Source organism: Blautia sp. 1033sp1_1033st1_G9_1033SCRN_220408 (assembly GCF_040929965.1).
GTDB lineage: Bacteria > Bacillota > Clostridia > Lachnospirales > Lachnospiraceae > Blautia_A > Blautia_A ammoniilytica.
This window is the reverse complement of the sequence record NZ_JBFKZO010000007.1, coordinates 99,780-117,099: the sequence shown is the minus strand read 5'-3', so window position 1 is coordinate 117,099 and position 17,320 is coordinate 99,780. Positions and strand designations below refer to the sequence as shown.

Below are 17,320 nucleotides of genomic sequence, written 5' to 3'. Positions count from 1 at the left end.
ATCTTTCATTTTTTCCCGATTCCGTGTTCGGGTTAAGGAGGTGGTCTATTGCAGGAGGAAGTAGAAAACAGGACACTGAATCTGGCGATCAGTACGACAAAGCTGAGCGGTCGGGCGCTGCTTGCGGCGTTTCGGAAATATATGCAGCACCGACGCAATGTAAAAGCAAAGAAACTGGCTGCTGAAAACGAAAAGCCCGTAGGTGAGCAGACCATTGATCAGCTGTTAGGGCAAAATCAGGGTGCTACCAATATCGAAATTGAAAAAACGGACATCAAGGGCTTTAAGCGGTTTCTGGACAAGTATGGCATTGATTATGCCATTACGAAAGATCCGTCCCAGACGCCGCCTCGGTATCTGGTGTTCTTCAAAGCCAGAGACGGGGACGCCATGACGGCTGCGTTTAAGGAATACTCCGCTTCTCTGCTGCAAAAGCAAAAGAAACCGAGCGTGCTCAAGCAGCTGAACAAACTGAAGCAGTTGGTGGCTTCCATGCCTGCGAAGGTACGGCAGAAGAAACAGGAGCGTGATTTATGAGTAAGAAAGAAATCAAACGCCTGGTAATTCTGAATATCCCGTATCTGATCCTTGGGCTGCTTGCTACCAATCTCGGAGAAGCATGGCGCCTGGCAGAAGGAACGGATATTTCTGCGAGATTGTTGGCGTTCTTCTCCACAGTTGGTCAGGCTTTTACCAATCCGATGCCCAGCTTCTACCCTTCCGATTTGCTGGTCGGGCTGTTTGCCGGAGGATGTGTCCGGCTGGCAGTTTATCTGAAAGGGAAAAATGCTAAGAAGTATCGCCACAATATGGAGTATGGGTCGGCGCGTTGGGGAACAGCCAAAGATATTGAACCGTTCGTGGCTCCAAAGTTTGAGGACAATATTATCCTTACAAAGACGGAACGCCTGATGCTGTCGAACCGGCCTGCCAATCCAAAGAATGCCCGCAATAAGAACGTCTTAATTGTAGGTGGCTCCGGCTCCGGTAAGACCAGGTTCTGGATTAAGCCCAATCTCCTCCAGTGCAACTCCAAAGAGTATCCGACTTCCTTTGTAGTCACCGATCCGAAGGGCCAGATCGTCTGCGAATGCGGAAACGCATTGCTAAAGTATGGGTATCGGATCAAGATTTTTAACACTATCAACTTCAAAAAGTCCATGCGTTACAATCCATTCGCCTATGTGCATAGCGAGAAGGATATTTTGAAACTGGTGACAACTTTGATGGCGAATACGAAGGGGGACGGAAAAAGCGGTGACGAGTTCTGGGAAAAATCGGAGAAGCTGCTCTATACGGCGCTGATCGCCTATATCCATTACGAGGCTCCGGTGGAGGAACAAAATTTTGCTACGCTGCTGACATTTCTGAATGCGATGGAAGTCCGGGAGGATGATGAAGAATTTCAAAATCCAGTGGATTTGATGTTTGAGGCACTGGAAAGAAAGAAGCCGGATTCCTTTGCGGTTCGGCAATACCGACTCTATAAATTAGCCGCTGGCAAAACTGCAAAGTCGATCCTGATTTCCTGCGGTGCCAGATTGGCTCCATTTGACATTCAGGAATTGCGGGAAATTACTGCCTACGATGAGCTGCAGCTGGATACTCTTGGAGATCGGAAAACGGCGTTGTTCTTAATCATGAGTGATACGGACAGCACCTTCAATTTTTTGATTTCGATGGTGTACACACAGTTGTTTAACCTGCTTTGCGAAAAAGCGGATGATGTGTATGGAGGTCGGCTTCCGGTTCATGTGCGCTGTCTGATTGATGAGGCAGCCAATATTGGGCAGATCCCTAACTTGGAGAAGCTGGTAGCAACCATCCGAAGCCGTGAAATCTCCGCCTGCCTGGTGCTGCAGGCAAAAAGTCAGCTGAAAGCCATTTACAAGGACAATGCGGATACGATTGTCGGCAATATGGATTCGCAGATTTTCCTGGGTGGCTCTGAGCCGACAACACTGAAAGAACTAAATGCCGCCCTGGGTAAGGAAACGATTGTGCGCCCGTAAGGGTGTATGCCAAAATCCGCCTTTAGCAAGCGGTAGACAAAGATATCAAGAAAGGCAGGTGAAAATTAACGTCTATCATTCCACGACTTATCCGTGAGGGGAAACCCTCTGGGGAGTGTAGCATGTCGTTGTCATTGTAGTAAATACAGTGGTAGATATGGAATGGCACAAGCTTCTGAAAGCCGCTCCATATGGGAATGAAAATCCGTGTATGAGGATGAAAGCTAAACTGCTTGATTGGTAGCCGGAGCCTGGGAGTATCTGGCCTACGTGCGAAAGAAGCTGTAACGCACGGTGCTTTGGCGGCTGTCGCTCGATAGTCGGCAGACGCGGGATATCCAAAGCAAGGCAATCTCTGGACTGAGATAAACGGCGAACGCCACATATTACCGACAACACGGAACGCTACGTTTGGCATATGCTACCGGGGATGACCTAACCCCGCTCGTCTGCGGGTATGGTTACACAGCTCCCATAGTAGTCCGGGAACCCTGAATAGACAGGGATAGCCGTAAAAACGGAAGCGGGAAAGCCGCTCACATGGCGAAGGGGAGCAGTATGCCTTTAATACAAAGAAAGAAAGGACGGTGCGTGAGGCACTATGAGAAATCCTACTGATGTATTAAATAGCCTAAACAAACAGTCTAAAAATCCATCGTATAAGTTCCAAAGGCTATACCGGAACCTGTACAACCCGGAATTTTACCTTCTGGCATATAGAAATATCTACGCCAATGAAGGGAGCATGACGCCGGGAGTGGATGGTGAAACACTGGACGGAATGAGCAGTCCGAGAATAGAGCGTATCATTAACGCACTCAAAGACCACTCTTACCGTCCTAATCCTGCACGACGCACTTATATTGCAAAGAAAAACAGCAGTAAAAAGCGTCCGCTGGGAATCCCTTCCGGGGATGATAAGCTGGTGCAGGAAGTAGTCCGAATGATATTGGAAAGCATTTACGAATCCACTTTCTCCGACCAATCCCACGGGTTCCGTCCGAAACGGAGCTGTCATACAGCACTGGAGCAATTACAGCGGACATTCGCCGGGGCAAACTGGTTTGTGGAGGGGGATATTCAGGCGTGCTTTGACAGCTTTGACCATCAGGTGCTGATTAACATTCTGCGCAGACGCATTGATGATGAAGCATTTATTTCATTGATGTGGAAATTTTTGAAAGCCGGATATATGGAACAATGGCAATACCACAGGACGTACTGCGGCACTCCGCAAGGGTCAGGTATCAGCCCCATACTGGCGAACATCTATCTGCACGAATTAGATATGCACATGGAGGAATACAAAACAGCCTTTGTAAAGGGAAACCGGTTGAGCCGCAAGGTAAATCCGGAATACGCCAGACGTAATCGGGAAGTACAGGCATATAAGCGCCGAAACGCCAAAATCTGGAACACCCTGACCGAGGCAGAAAAGAAAGAGCGCGCCGGGGAACTGCGCAGGCTGCGGGAAAGACAGCGCGAAATCCCATCGAAGCAATTCAGGGACGAAACGTATAAAAATCTGCAATACGTCCGCTATGCTGATGATTTTATCGTAGGTGTGGTTGGAAGCAAGGCAGACGCCGAAGCTCTGAAAGCCGATTTGGCAGTATTCCTCAAAGAGACGCTGAACCTTACTCTGTCTGAAAAGAAAACCAAAATCACCCATGCAACCGACCGGGCGCGGTTTCTCGGCTATGATATTTCCATTTCCAAAAGCCGGGAAATCACGAAACGTCAGGGGAAAAAGGTAAAGGGGTACAGCGGGGCAGTCAAGTTATATATGCCTCATGAGAAATGGGAATCGAAGCTGATGGAGTACGGAGCAATCCGTATCAAGAAGGATAAAATCACACAAAAAGAGCATTGGAAAGCCATCCACAGACCTAAACTCATCAACCGCAGGGATATAGAAATCCTGTCAAAATACAACTCTGAAATCAGAGGGTTGTATAACTACTACTCATTAGCCTGCAATGTGTGTGCAATGAGTAAATTTGCGAGCCTCATGCACTACAGCATGTTAAAAACGTTCGCAAATAAGTACCGCACAACCGCCAATAAAATCAAACTGAAATATTTCAGGAATGGGCGTTTCACTGTTGTCTACAAGACAAAAAGCGGTGCTAAAGAGAGCGCATTTTACAGAGGGCCATTCATCCGTAAGGACAAGCCCAATGTGCCGCAAGCGGATGTGCTGCCTGCGTACAAGAAGTATGACAGGCCGAACCGTCTGGCGGCGAAATTGCGTTCCAAAACCTGCGAACTCTGCGGGCAGTACACGAATGACGTGGAGATTCATCAGGTAAAACGGCTGAAAAGCCTAAGCGGTGAGTATGAGTGGGAAAGGATTATGCTCAAAAATCATAGAAAAACGCTGGCGGTATGCCCGGCGTGCCACCGTGAAATACACGGAAAAGACTGATTTTGTTAGTTTACGGCATTACGGAGAGCCGTGTGCATCGAGAGGTGCGCGCACGGTTCGGGAGGGAGCGTCCACGAGGCGCTTACCTCATGATATGTTCAACACCTCCGATACCAGGGGCAACAGCCCGTCATACGGCACAAATTATCAAAAGACCGGTCATGATCTCGCTTCCATCGATGAGCTTGCCGTATTGGACGGCGGCAAGTGCATCCTTCAGCTGCGCGGCGTCCGGCCATTTTTGTCCGATAAATATGATCTGACCCAGCACCCGAACTACAAATACACGTCCGATTTTGATAAGCGCAACACCTTCGACATTGAGAAATTCCTGAACAGGAAAATGAAGTTGAAAAAGAACGATGTCTTTACAGTCGTGGATGCTGACGCTTTGTAACGCAAGTCTGTCTGGAATGGCAGGCTTTTTATTTATGCCATGAATTTCTGATTGCGCAAAGAACAGACTGACTGCGGTAAGCAGAGTAATTTATCCGGTTCTAATGTGTGGTTCACATTCAGGCATTCTCTCCGCCTGCAAAAACAGAATGCAGAAATCACAATATCAATTTAAGAAAGGAAAGACCGAAGCCGGGAGCCGTTGGAAGGAAGAATGCCAGCGGCTTTTGCTTTCTGTCTTTGCTGTGCGGATTCTTATTACAGACAATCTCCCGATATGCTTCGGTCACAGGTATTTTGTATGGATTTCTTTAATGAAGCGATTACCGTTCTCCAGACCCTCGTTGTTGCTCTCGGCGCTGGCCTTGGTATTTGGGGCGCGATTAACCTTCTGGAGGGTTACGGCAACGACAATCCCGGTGCCAAATCTCAGGGGTAATGAATGCCCTCCACGGACAAGTAATTGCCGTGAAGCGTGTGGTGAAAGTCCACACGATGACAGACTGAATTGCTGGGAACCCCTAAAGCCATGTGTGCCACAACACAGAGATGAAACAGGCTCCAATGTGATGGCTGCGAAAGCAGAAAGAAACACATGGATCGCGCAAGGTGCGAACCTAAACGCCGGTAAGAATGGGCAATCAGCAGCGAAACCTCGAACAGAGGGACGTTCAACGACTATCCTTTGCAGGAGTAGGGTCAAGCGGCCCGAAGAGGTCTGCCCCGCAATCAGCGGGTGAAGATATAGTCTGCGCCTATGTGAAAACATGGGGTGTTCGCCTTATAAAAGGTGGAACCGCGCTGGAATCGCGCACCGGCGTGAACAAAACGGATGAAACAGCTTATGGCGGGCGGCGGTGTTGCCCTGATCGGCATCACTCTCGTTCCGCTCCTGTCCGGTCTGTTTGGTTAATCGGAAACCCTGTAAATCCTCGCTCCGTCCCGCATAATGCGGGGCGGGCAGAAAGGAGGTCGCAGCCGGATGGATTTTATCTGGGAATCGATTACCGAATGGCTGAAAGAAGTGCTGGTCGGTGGGATTATGGATCATCTGTCCGGGATGTTTGATGCAGTCAACCAGCAGGTTGGCGATGTTGCGACGCAGGTGGGAACATCCCCGGCGAATTTCTCGCCGGGGGTCTTCTCTATGATTCAGAATGTGTCGGAATCTGTCATTATCCCGATTGCAGGCATTATTCTTACGATTATCGCCTGTTACGAACTGATCCAGATGATTATCGATCACAATAACCTTGCCAATTTTGAAACCTGGATTTTCTTCAAGTGGGTTTTCAAGACCTTTGTGGCAGTTATGCTGATCACCAACTGCTTTAATATCACCATGGCGGTGTTTGATGTCTGCCAGAACGTGATTAACGGAGCAGGCGGATTGATTTCAGATACCACAGCCATTGATGGAGCGGCTTTGGAAACTCTGGAAGAAACCCTGATGGAGATGGACATTGGCCCGTTGATTGGTCTGTTCCTCCAGTCGTTCCTGCTCAATGTCGCCATGTGGGCGCTGAGTATCATTATCTTCATTATCGTGTATGGCCGGATGATAGAAATTTATTTGGCCGTGAGCCTTGCGCCGATTCCCTTTGCCACATTCGGCAATCGGGAGCAGAGCCAGGTGGGACAGAATTATCTGCGCTCGCTTTTGGCGCTTGGTTTTCAGGGATTTCTGATTCTGATCTGTGTCGGAATTTACGCGGTACTGATTCAGGGAATCTCTTTCAGCGATGACGTGATTGCCTCGATCTGGGGCGTAGTCGGCTACACGGTACTGTTGTGCTTTACCTTATTTAAGACCGGCGCTCTCGCTAAGGGAGTGTTTTCCGCTCACTAGACTAGGAGGGATGCAAATTGGCAGCTTATATCTCGGTTCCCCGTGACCTTACACGGGTGAAATCAAAAGTATTATTCAACCTGACAAAACGACAGCTTCTCTGCTTCGGAGCCGGTGCGCTGGTGGGCGTTCCGGCTTTCTTTCTGTTAAAGCAGTCCGGCAATGTGTCTCTTGCCGCCATCGGCATGATGATTATTATGCTCCCCATGTTCTTCCTGGGGATGTATGAGAAACACGGGCAGCCGCTGGAAGTCATTGCGAAACAGTTTATCGAAGCAAAATTTATTCGCCCGAAAGTCCGGCCCTATCAGACCAACAATTACTATGCGGTGCTGATGCGGCAGGCGTGGGCAGAACAGGAGGTACAGCGTATTGTTTGCTCTGAAAAACAGAAAAAAACAGGCAGAACCCAGCGGAATGGCTCTGCCGGACACTCTGACAAAGCGGGAGAAAAAGCAGATTCGCTCTGTCATTGAAAAAGCGAAGCGGGATGATGGCATTCCCCGCACGGCACAGCAGTCCATCCCGTTTCAGCGGATGTTTCCGGACGGCATCTGTCGGGTCAGTGACCGCTATTACACGAAAACCATTCAGTTTCAGGATATTAACTACCAGCTGGCTCAGCAGGAGGACAAGACTTCCATTTTTGAGGAATGGTGCGGCTTTCTGAACTTCTTTGACAGCTCCATTCACTTTGAACTGTCCTTTATGAATATGGCTACTGATATGGAGAGCTTTGAACGCCGGATTCAGATTCAGCCCCGGCAGGATGGCTTCGATGATGTACGCCAGGAATATAGCCAGATGCTCCGTCAGCAGCTGGAACGTGGCAACAACGGTCTGACCAAAACCAAATATCTGACCTTCGGTATTGAAGCAGAATCCATGAAGCAGGCAAAGCCCCGGCTGGAGCACGTTCAGATAGACCTGCTCAACAACTTCCGCCGCCTGGGCGTTTCTGCCCGGACGCTGAACGGGAAGGAACGGCTGCACCTGATGCACGCCATGTTCCACATGGGCGACCATGACAAATTCTATTTTGATTGGAAGTGGCTGCCCGCGTCTGGACTGTCGGTGAAGGATTTTATTGCGCCCAGCAGCTTTTCTTTCCCCGGTGGAAAGACATTCCAGATGGGATCTCTGTACGGTGCGATGAGTTTTCTCTCCATTACCGCTTCTGACCTTAGCGACCAGTTGCTGAAGGATTTTCTGGATATGGAATCCAGTGAGATTGTAACAATGCACATCCAGTCCGTAGACCAGAACAAGGCCATTAAGACCATTAAGCGCACGATTACAGAACTGGATCGCAGCAAGATCGAGGAACAGAAAAAAGCGGTTCGTTCGGGGTATGACATCGACATCATCCCCTCCGACCTGGCTACCTACGGGAAAGACGCAAAGGCGCTTTTGAAGGAATTGCAGAGCCAGAATGAGCGAATGTTCCTGATTACATTTCTGGTGATGAATACCGGGAAAACGCTGCAGGAGCTGGAAACCAATGTGTTCCAGGCATCCAGCATTGCACAGAAGCACAACTGCAATTTGTGCCGCCTGGACTTCCAGCAGGAACAGGGGCTTATGAGCAGTCTCCCGCTGGCACAGAACCTGATTGAGATTCAGCGTGCGCTGACCACCAGTTCCACGGCTATCTTTATCCCGTTTACCACCCAGGAGTTGTTTCAGGACAGCCCGGAGGCGCTGTATTATGGCCTGAACGCGCTTTCCAACAATCTGATTATGGTTGACCGGAAGAAACTGAAAACGCCCAATGGTCTGATTCTCGGCACCCCTGGCTCCGGAAAGAGCTTTTCGGCAAAGCGTGAGATCACCAATGCTTTTCTTGCCACGGATGATGACATCATCGTGTGTGATCCTGAAAGCGAGTACACACCCCTTGTGACGCGCATGGGCGGTCAGGTCATTAAAATCAGCCCTGCCAGTACCCAGTATATCAACCCCATGGACATCAACAGCAATTACAGTGAGGAAGATAGTCCCATTGCGTTGAAGGCAGATTTTATCCTGTCGCTCTGCGAACTGGTTGTGGGCGGCAAGGAAGGGCTGCAGCCGGTGGAAAAGACAGTCATTGACCGCTGTGTGCATCAGATTTATCAACCCTATTTTGAGAACCCGGTGCCGGAGAATATGCCATTGCTGGAGGATCTCTACAATGCGCTTTTGGCACAGGATGAAAAGGAAGCCCACCATGTGGCAACGGCACTGGAAATTTACGTCAAAGGTTCTCTGAATCTGTTCAATCACCGGACGAACGTGGATATTGAAAACCGGTTTGTCTGCTACGACATCAAGGAGCTTGGCAAGCAGCTGAAAAAAATCGGGATGTTGATTGTCCAGGATCAGGTTTGGGGACGGGTGACAAAGAACCGTGGACAGGGTAAAACCACCCGCTACTATATGGATGAGTTCCACCTTCTTTTGAAAGAGGAACAGACCGCTTCCTATTCCGTAGAAATCTGGAAGCGTTTTCGAAAATGGGGCGGCATTCCGACCGGAATTACGCAGAATGTCAAAGACTTGCTCTCCAGCCGCGAGGTGGAGAATATCTTTGAAAATTCTGACTTTATTATCATGCTCAACCAGGCTGCCGGTGACCGGCAGATTCTGGCGAACCAGCTGAATATCAGTCCCCACCAGCTTTCCTATGTAACTCATTCCGGCGAGGGCGAAGGTCTTCTGTTCTATGGAAACGTGATCCTGCCCTTCGTTGACCACTTCCCGACAGAGCTGGAGCTGTACAGCATCATGACATCGAAGCTGTCGGAGGTTATGGAACGGGAGGCGTGAGATGCCGTTCAAAAATGAAGAGAGGATTTTTCCCAGGGACTACGAGGACAGAATTTTTTGTGAGGACTGCTTGACCTTTATGAAAGGAATTCCGGACGGGTCAGTTTTCCTGATTTTGACCGATCCCCCTTATGGCATCCATTACAGCAATCAGTTCGCAAAGAATCCGCACACCATGCTTCCGGGAGATGATGGGATTGATTATCCTGCATTTGCCAGGGAGAGCTACCGCATTTTACGCATGAACAGTCATGCGTATTTTTTTACCCGTTTTGACTGCTATCCGTACCATTTTCAATGCCTGAAGGAAGTTGGCTTTACCATCAAAAATTGCCTGGTAATTGAAAAAGGAACGCTTGGAGGGATTGGCGATCTGAAAGGAAGCTATGCAAGCAGCGCAGAGTGGGTGATCTTCTGTCAAAAAGGGCGGAGAGTTTTCAACTCAACTACGCTTCTGGAAAACCGGAATAAAGAAGGCACTATGTTTCACAAGGGACGCCAGCCTAGCAAACGGTATAAGACACGGTTTTCGGACTGCTGGTTTGGCTCAGAATACCCGAAGGCCACACACCATTCCATGTGGCAGAAAAAGAATGGAATCTTTCATCCAACGGTAAAAAATGAAGTCTGTCTGCAGTGGCTGATTCAAATATCCAGTAATCCGGGTGATTTAGTATTCGATGGATTTATGGGAACGGGAAGTACAGCGTTGGCTGCGATTCAATCTGGACGAAAATTTACCGGAACGGAAATCTCAGAGGAATATTGGAAAATCGCGCAAGAGCGGATTCGGGAGAACAGAAAGGGGGTGCGGTCGGATGAAGAATAAAACCACACGCCTGCGGTTTGAAGAAGAGGAACTGTCAAATAAGCCGGTTGCCCGTGCGGCAAAGAAAGCGGAACGGGCTGCGGATAAGGCGGACGCCGCGAAAGCCCGGCTGCCCACAAAGAATAAGCTGAAGCATGAGAAAGATAAGGCAGCTGACCGCAAGGAGCAGCTGCGCTTTGGCAAAAAGGATAATTCCAAAGATGCGGATTCTTCTCAAAAGACATCTGGACAGGCAAATAAGAAAGCGGTACCAGATCGAAAGAAATCGGTAGGCAAAAAGGAAGGCAAACAGAAAGCTGGCACAGCAGGTGTTAATGAGCATTTACGCTTCAACGATTCAGCAGTGGATGTAGTATCTCCTGTCAGCCGTATCAGCCGCACTGCTTCCCATGCGGTGACCGGTACGCTTGCTGGCCGTGTACACCATGAAATTGCGGAAAACGAGGATGACAACGTGGGTGTACAGGCGGCGCATCAGAGCGAAGAATTTGCGGAAGGCGCTGCACGGACTGTCAGTAATGTCCGGTACGGTCATAAGCTGAAAGCCTACCAGAAAGCAGCCCGGCTTGACCGGAAAGCAGACAAGGCAAATGTGGAAGCCCTTTATCAACAGGCTGTAACGGATAACCCGGAGATTGCATCCAATCCTATTTCCCGTTGGAAGCAGCGTCAGGAAATTAAGAAACAATATTATGCAGCAAAAGCTGCTCAGGGGGCTGCCTCTGGTTCTAAGGCTGCCAGTGGTGCGGCAAAAGGCACCGAAAAGACTGCTCAGGGAGCGAAAACACTGCTGGAACGGCTCAAAGAATTTGCTGTCCGGCATACCCATGCCATGATAATTATTCTGGTATTTGCTTTGCTTTTTCTGATGGTTTCCGGGGCGTTTTCCTCCTGTTCTGCCATGGTTCAGGGCGGTACTGGCTCTTTGCTGGGTACTTCCTTCACTGCTACGGATGAAGACATTACCGGAACCAATGAGGATTATAAGGCACTGGAAGCCGCACTGAAAAATGAGATCGACAATATCGAATCTACGCATCCCGGTTATGATGAATACCGATATCAGCTGGATGAGATCAACCACAATCCTTATGAGCTGACTGCCTACCTGACAGTTCTGTTTGAGGATTATACCAGAGCGGAAGTCCAGGAAACCTTACAGGAACTGTTTGACCGTCAGTATACGCTCACCCTTGAGGAAAAAGTGGAGGTGCGTACACGCACGGAGACACGCACCCATACAGTGACCGATCCGGAAACCGGTGAAACCTCGGAAGAAGAATATGAGGTTGAGGTGGAATACAACTACTATATTCTCAATGTCACACTTAGAAACAATGGGCTGGGGACGGCAATCGCTGCGTCAGGACTGACGGAGGATCAGCAGGAACGGTATAACATCCTGTTGCAGACCCAGGGCAACCGTCCCTATCTGTTTGAGGATGATATTTATGCCACGCCTACCGGCCCTTATACAGACTACGATATTCCGGGAGAAGCTCTGACCGATGAAAAATTCGCCAATATGATTCACGAGGCAGAAAAGTATCTTGGATTTCCTTATGTTTGGGGCGGAAGTTCACCCAGCACCAGCTTTGATTGTTCTGGTTTTGTCTGCTGGGTAATCAACAACTGCGGCAATGGCTGGAATGTTGGCAGAACCACAGCAAACGGCCTTATGGGTTCCTGTGATATTATTCCTGCCAGTGAGGCACAGCCCGGTGATTTAATCTTCTTCCAGGGGACGTATGATACTGCCGGTGCCAGCCATGTGGGAATTTATGTGGGCGGCGGGATGATGATCCACTGCGGAAATCCGATCTCTTATGCTTCGATAGAAACAAGTTACTGGCAATCTCATTTTTATGCGTATGGACGCATTCGTTGAGGAGGTATGTGAATGAGTGCAAAATTGGATCGAATCGGCGAAGAACGGGATAAAGCTCTTCGCAGGCGGGACGAATGGGATGCCCGCTATAAGGAACTGGATAAACGGTATCGGGAACAGGAAAACACGGAGATTCATGACCTGGTTCATGCGTTTAACCTGACTCCGGAACAGTTGGGACAGCTGCTGCGCCAGACCGCGCAGTCTCTTCCCTCTCCGGGAGCAGTGAATCAGGTGGTAAAGGAGGATGCCACGGATGAAGATTAAAAAGTTTTTCGCGCTGCTTTTGGCTATGACCTTTTGTATGGGTGTATTTTCGGTAAACGCCTACGCTTATGTGGATGAAAGCGCTGCGGCAGAATCGCAGCCAGTTCAGGAAGAACCAGTGCCGGAGAAAACTCCTGAGCCGGAGTCAGCGGAGGAACCCATGGAAGCTCTGACGCCGGATGGCAATCTGACGATTGTGGACGACAACGGCAGCCCGACAGGTGCTGGAAAGCAGTTCATCACATTGGTGAGCAAGGACGGCAATTATTTTTACCTGATTATTGACCGTGACGATGAAGGAGAACAGACCGTCCACTTCCTCAATCAGGTGGATGAAGCCGATCTTCTCAGTCTGATGGATGAGGATGCGGCGGCACAGTATCAGGAAAGTCTGGAAGTTGAAACAGAACCGGAGACTCCTGAGACAGCTGCACCGGAACCTGAGCCGGAACCGGTAGAGGAACCAGAAGAAAAATCCACGAATATGCTTCCGATTATTGTGCTGCTTGCGGCAGTGCTGGCTGGTGGCGGTGGATTCCTGTTTCTCCAGATGAAGAAAAAGAAGCAGGCTGAACAGACAAAGCCTGATCCGGACGCGGATTATACCGAAGACGAGGATGATGATTTTGAGCTGCCGGATGAGGACGATGTGACTGACGGTGAAGAAATTGACTCTGAGTCTGGAGAAGACGATGCATAGGATTAAACCGGCGTAACCCTACTTTCCCAAACGAGGCAGCTTTCGAGTTGCCTTGAACATACAAATTGCGATATGCCGTTACGGATGATATAATAAATAAATCAGCTATAGTTATTAAGGGGGCAGATTTTTTGAAGCAGTGTACAATTTGTGGGAAGCCTTTACCAAATGATTATAAAAAAGACATTTGTAAAGAATGCAAAAAGGATAAACGGCAAAAATGGTTTCAAAAAAATGGAAAGTGGATCGCTGTCAGTGCGGCAGCAATAGCCGCATACATTGCTAAAGTCCTATTGACCTCTGATACATCAGAGGAGCAGGATACATCAGATAGTACGGAAGATGATTATTCACCCGAAGTCATTAAGCATGAACCGGGCGAAAAATATTGGAATCCGAACACCAATAATTGGGAGAAAGATGGGAAACCATACTCATATCGTGTTTCTTATAGAGATCGAAGAGATGGAGAAATACATACTCATAACTATGCTGATGTAGATAACGGATATGAGGATTATCAATACTACAATAAACAGTGGTGGGCGGCAGATACACAATGGGATCATGTGCCACCTGATGAAGAATAAGCGTTGAAGTAAACATAGGCAGTCATGTACTCCGGTACAGGCTGCTTTTTTCATGCCAAAAATCGAAAGGAGTTGATTGCTCATGCTCAAACTCGTGGTTTGTGAGAAGCCCTCAGTCGCTCAGAGTATCTCAAAAGTGCTGGGAGCAACAAAGCGCGGCGATGGCTTTCTGGAAGGCGGCGGCTACATTATCAGCTGGTGTATCGGGCATTTGGTGGAATTGGCGCAGCCGGAAAGCTATGAAGAACGCTATGCCAAATGGCGAAAGGAAGACCTTCCGATTCTGCCCCATTCCTGGAAATACCAGGTGACGGCGGCAACGAAAAAACAGTTCTCCATTTTAAAGAAGCTGATGTTACACCCGGATGTGGAGAGTCTGGTCTGTGCAACCGATGCGGGGCGCGAAGGTGAATTGATCTTCCGTCTGGTCTATCATCAGTGCGGATGCAAAAAGCCCTTTGAACGCCTTTGGATTTCTTCTATGGAAGACACTGCGATCCGGGAGGGCTTTGCCAATCTGAAACCGGGGACAGAATATGATACTTTATATGAAGCCGCTCTTTGCCGGGAGCGTGCCGATTGGATTGTCGGGATCAACGCTACCCGGCTTTTTTCCTGCCTGTATGGTGTGACCCTCAATGTAGGGCGCGTGATGACTCCCACGCTCGGCATGGTGGTACTGCGGGAAGCAGCCATCTCCGCTTTTATGCCGGAGCCGTTTTATACGGTACAGCTTACGGTAAATAATTTTACTGTTTCCAGTGAGCGATTCAAAGAAAAAATGGATGCAGAATTGTGCCGCAAAGCCTGTCAGGAAGCAGGAACGGTAACTGTCTGTAAGGTGGAGCGCAGGGAGAAATCGGAAAAGCCGCCAGCCCTCTATGACTTGACAACGCTTCAGCGGGAAGCTAACCGTCTTTTCGGCTTTACGGCACAACAGACGCTGGACTATACGCAGAGCCTTTATGAAAAGAAACTGGTGACGTATCCCCGCACGGACAGCCGGTATCTGACCGAGGATATGGCGGCATCGCTTCCGGGGTTGACAGAAAACAGTGCTTTTGCGTTTGATGTACAGCGGCCCGCTGTGGTTCATGCAAGCGCAGTAATCAACGGGAAAAAAGTTACCGACCACCATGCCCTGCTTCCCACGGCAAGCATAGCGAAAGCTGACCTTATGGCTCTGCCTGCCGGTGAACAGTCTGTCTTGCGGATGATCGTAGCAAGACTTCTTGCCGCTGTAAGCGAGCCGCACCGGTATGCGGAAACTGCCGTGGAGCTAAGCTGTGCCGGTACTGTCTTTTCTGCCAAAGGGAAAGAAATTCTGGATGATGGATGGAAAACGATGGAACGTCAGCTTCTTCCGAAAGAGGAAAAAGCTGCAAAAATGCTTCCGCCATTAGCAGAGGGAGAGGCACTTCCCCTTCAGAAAACAGAAATAAAAGAGGGAAAAACTTCTCCGCCAAAGCATTTCACCGAAGACCTACTCTTACAGGCAATGGAAGCAGCCAGCGCCGATGACTTTCCAGAGGATGCGGAACGGAAAGGAATTGGCACTCCTGCCACCCGTGCCGCCATCATCGAAAAACTGGTTCTGAAAGGCTTTTTGGAGCGCAAAGGCAGCGGTAAGGCAAAGACGCTGATACCCACAGAAAAAGGGAAAGCCTTAATTACCGTAACGCCGGAGCAGCTCCAGTCCCCTGCTATGACAGCAGACTGGGAGGAAAAGTTGTCGGAGGTGGAACACGGCGAATATGCGCCGGAAACTTTCATAGATGAGATTTCCGGCATGATTATGGAACTGGTCAACAACTATGAGATTGTGAAAGGAGCCAAAGTGCTTATGCCTGGTACAACTGTAATCGGAACCTGCCCTCACTGTGGGGCTGAAGTCATAGAACGTCAGAAGGGATGGTTTTGCTCCAATCGAGAATGCCGCTTCATTCTCTGGAAAGACAACGCCTACTTCAAGAAAATTGGCAAACGCCTCACTGCTCAGATGGCGGAGCGGCTGGTACGGGACGGAAGAATCCGCGTGAAGGACTGCAAAAGCCAGAAAACCGGAAAGACCTACAATGCTTCTGTTCTGCTGTCCACCGAAGCAGATGGACGCCCGAAATTTCAGCTGGAATTTGAAAGCGGAGGTGGCGGGAAATGAGTGCGGAAAAGTTAGAAGCAGTTTATCTGGTAGACCGTCAGTTTTTTCTCCACCTCAAGGAAACGGAAAGCGGCTTTCAGTATGAAGCGTTCCATCGGAGCGATAAGAAAGAAAATTACTCCGGAATGCTAACATGGGAAGACCTTCTGGAGAGTCGAATTGCCTCCCCGCTGGCAGCTGCACGGGTAGCCGCCTGTGAAGAGATTGGACTGGAAGGTCAGGAAGTGGCGAAAGTATCACTGCTGTCCCTGCTTCCGTATCCCCAGTCAGAGATTCGACGCCGAAGCCTTCAGGAACCAGCCAGTCTTCCCTCCCACGATATTCGCTTTATCGACAGCCGGTACAAGGAACTGTTCCGTATCCCGGACGGAGGGACAATTCAGGTGGATTATCCGGATCGACATTTTGCAGCCAAATGCAGCTACATTGACGACTACCATACCCAGGTTGGAAACAACGTCTACCACATTTGCCAGTTTGCAGAGATTCTGGAACGCGGCGGCGGAACCTGCCGCCCGGAACCGGAGCTTGACCGGGATACTGCCGCATGGCAGCTGGGAAGTCAAAACTATCTGACAGTGGAACGCAGTCTGTCAGGATGGGCGTACCATTTATACGATCAGGGATTTCAGCCGGTAGCTGCCGGAGAAGTGGGCGGACTGGAAACTTCGATTCTGGAAGCCCGTGATCAGGCGATGGAACAATGCAGGCTTAGTAGCCGCAATCGGGAACTGACCGATTATGACCGGGAAGAATTTCACAGGAGGGAGTTTATGTCACAGGATAAAATTGAAAAGTGGGATGAAGTAAACGGTAATACGGGAAACAACGGCAGGCTGGAAGCCTTCCTGGATAGTGCCGGGGACAACTATGCGATTTTGCAGCTGCGCGATATTGAGGAAACACGCATGGAGCGGTTTTCTTCCCTGCGGATGCTGGAACGGATGGATATGGAAGTGAATATCGACCATTATGAAGTGGTATATATCGCACCACTACCGATTCACACGAACCGCCCCGCCTTTCTGGAAAGCGTCTTCGAGAAATTTAATCTGGATCGCCCGGAAGATTTTAAGGGTCACAGTCTTTCGGTCAGCGACATTGTTGCCATCCGTGAAAATGGCGCGGTATCCTGTTATTACTGTGACAGTACCTGCTTTCAGGAACTTCCCGGACTTATCCCGGAGAATTATCTGAAAAATGCGGAAATGCAGCTTGAGGATGATTACGGTATGATCGACGGCGTTGTTAATAATGGTGCAAAAGACCGTAAGGAGAAAGCGGCAAAGGATAAAGCTGAGAAGCCTTCTGTGGTGGAGCAGCTGAAAAACCAGCCACACTGTGAGGTCAGAAAGAAATCCACGATCAAATACGCGGAACAGGAGCGATGATACG

Annotated in this window: 12 protein-coding genes and 4 pseudogenes; all 16 read left to right on the top strand. The window is 49.3% G+C overall.

Going from position 1 to position 17,320, the window contains the following annotated elements; translation table 11 throughout:
• Positions 1–48: 48 nt before the first annotated feature.
• The 16 genes and pseudogenes from AB5916_RS07580 (at position 49) to AB5916_RS07505 (ending at position 17,316) form a co-directional block, all read left to right on the top strand.
• Positions 49–537 (top strand): PcfB family protein, encoded by a 489-nt coding sequence (locus AB5916_RS07580; RefSeq protein ID WP_009259770.1) that lies wholly within the window; start codon positions 49–51, stop codon positions 535–537.
• Positions 534–2,000 (top strand): annotated as a pseudogene (locus AB5916_RS07575) (VirD4-like conjugal transfer protein, CD1115 family); the annotation flags it as partial. The gene AB5916_RS07580 and the pseudogene AB5916_RS07575, both read left to right, overlap by 4 nt.
• Positions 2,001–2,613: 613 nt before the next feature.
• Complete coding sequence (locus AB5916_RS07570) at positions 2,614–4,440, top strand: reverse transcriptase domain-containing protein (RefSeq protein ID WP_368190070.1); 1,827 nt, start codon at positions 2,614–2,616, stop codon at positions 4,438–4,440.
• Positions 4,441–4,531: 91 nt separating this feature from the next.
• Positions 4,532–4,837: pseudogene (locus tag AB5916_RS07565) on the top strand (type IV secretory system conjugative DNA transfer family protein); the annotation flags it as partial.
• Positions 4,838–5,137: 300 nt separating this feature from the next.
• Positions 5,138–5,272, top strand: a pseudogene (locus AB5916_RS07560) (Maff2 family mobile element protein); the annotation flags it as partial.
• 378 nt (positions 5,273–5,650) lie between these two features.
• Positions 5,651–5,749, top strand: a pseudogene (locus AB5916_RS07555) (Maff2 family mobile element protein); the annotation flags it as partial.
• 69 nt (positions 5,750–5,818) lie between these two features.
• Entirely contained in the window at positions 5,819–6,685 is an 867-nt protein-coding gene (locus AB5916_RS07550) for a VirB6/TrbL-like conjugal transfer protein, CD1112 family (protein WP_368190068.1), read from the top strand.
• A 17-nt stretch (positions 6,686–6,702) separates the two neighbouring features.
• On the top strand, positions 6,703–7,161 hold the full coding sequence (locus AB5916_RS07545) for a PrgI family protein (protein ID WP_368190067.1): 459 nt from the start codon (positions 6,703–6,705) through the stop codon (positions 7,159–7,161).
• Positions 7,103–9,493: a VirB4-like conjugal transfer ATPase, CD1110 family gene (locus AB5916_RS07540; RefSeq protein ID WP_368190110.1), complete on the top strand. Its 2,391-nt coding sequence runs from the start codon at positions 7,103–7,105 to the stop codon at positions 9,491–9,493. Before AB5916_RS07545 ends, AB5916_RS07540 begins: the two co-directional genes overlap by 59 nt.
• Position 9,494: 1 nt before the next feature.
• On the top strand, positions 9,495–10,322 hold the full coding sequence (locus tag AB5916_RS07535; protein WP_368190065.1) for a site-specific DNA-methyltransferase: 828 nt from the start codon (positions 9,495–9,497) through the stop codon (positions 10,320–10,322).
• Positions 10,312–12,210 (top strand): C40 family peptidase, encoded by a 1,899-nt coding sequence (locus AB5916_RS07530; protein ID WP_368190064.1) that lies wholly within the window; start codon positions 10,312–10,314, stop codon positions 12,208–12,210. Before AB5916_RS07535 ends, AB5916_RS07530 begins: the two co-directional genes overlap by 11 nt.
• A 12-nt stretch (positions 12,211–12,222) precedes the next feature.
• Positions 12,223–12,477 carry a DUF4315 family protein gene (locus AB5916_RS07525; RefSeq protein ID WP_368190063.1) on the top strand — a complete coding sequence of 85 codons (255 nt, stop codon included), beginning with the start codon at positions 12,223–12,225 and terminating at the stop codon, positions 12,475–12,477.
• On the top strand, positions 12,467–13,177 hold the full coding sequence (locus AB5916_RS07520; RefSeq protein ID WP_368190062.1) for a CD1107 family mobile element protein: 711 nt from the start codon (positions 12,467–12,469) through the stop codon (positions 13,175–13,177). The genes AB5916_RS07525 and AB5916_RS07520 overlap by 11 nt, the downstream gene beginning before the upstream one ends.
• A gap of 131 nt (positions 13,178–13,308) precedes the next feature.
• Positions 13,309–13,767, top strand: coding sequence for a hypothetical protein (locus AB5916_RS07515; RefSeq protein WP_368190060.1), 459 nt, complete (start codon positions 13,309–13,311; stop codon positions 13,765–13,767).
• A gap of 82 nt (positions 13,768–13,849) precedes the next feature.
• Positions 13,850–15,925: a DNA topoisomerase 3 gene (locus AB5916_RS07510; RefSeq protein WP_368190059.1), complete on the top strand. Its 2,076-nt coding sequence runs from the start codon at positions 13,850–13,852 to the stop codon at positions 15,923–15,925.
• Positions 15,922–17,316: a YodL domain-containing protein gene (locus AB5916_RS07505; RefSeq protein WP_368190058.1), complete on the top strand. Its 1,395-nt coding sequence runs from the start codon at positions 15,922–15,924 to the stop codon at positions 17,314–17,316. Before AB5916_RS07510 ends, AB5916_RS07505 begins: the two co-directional genes overlap by 4 nt.
• The last annotated feature ends 4 nt before the right edge of the window (positions 17,317–17,320 follow it).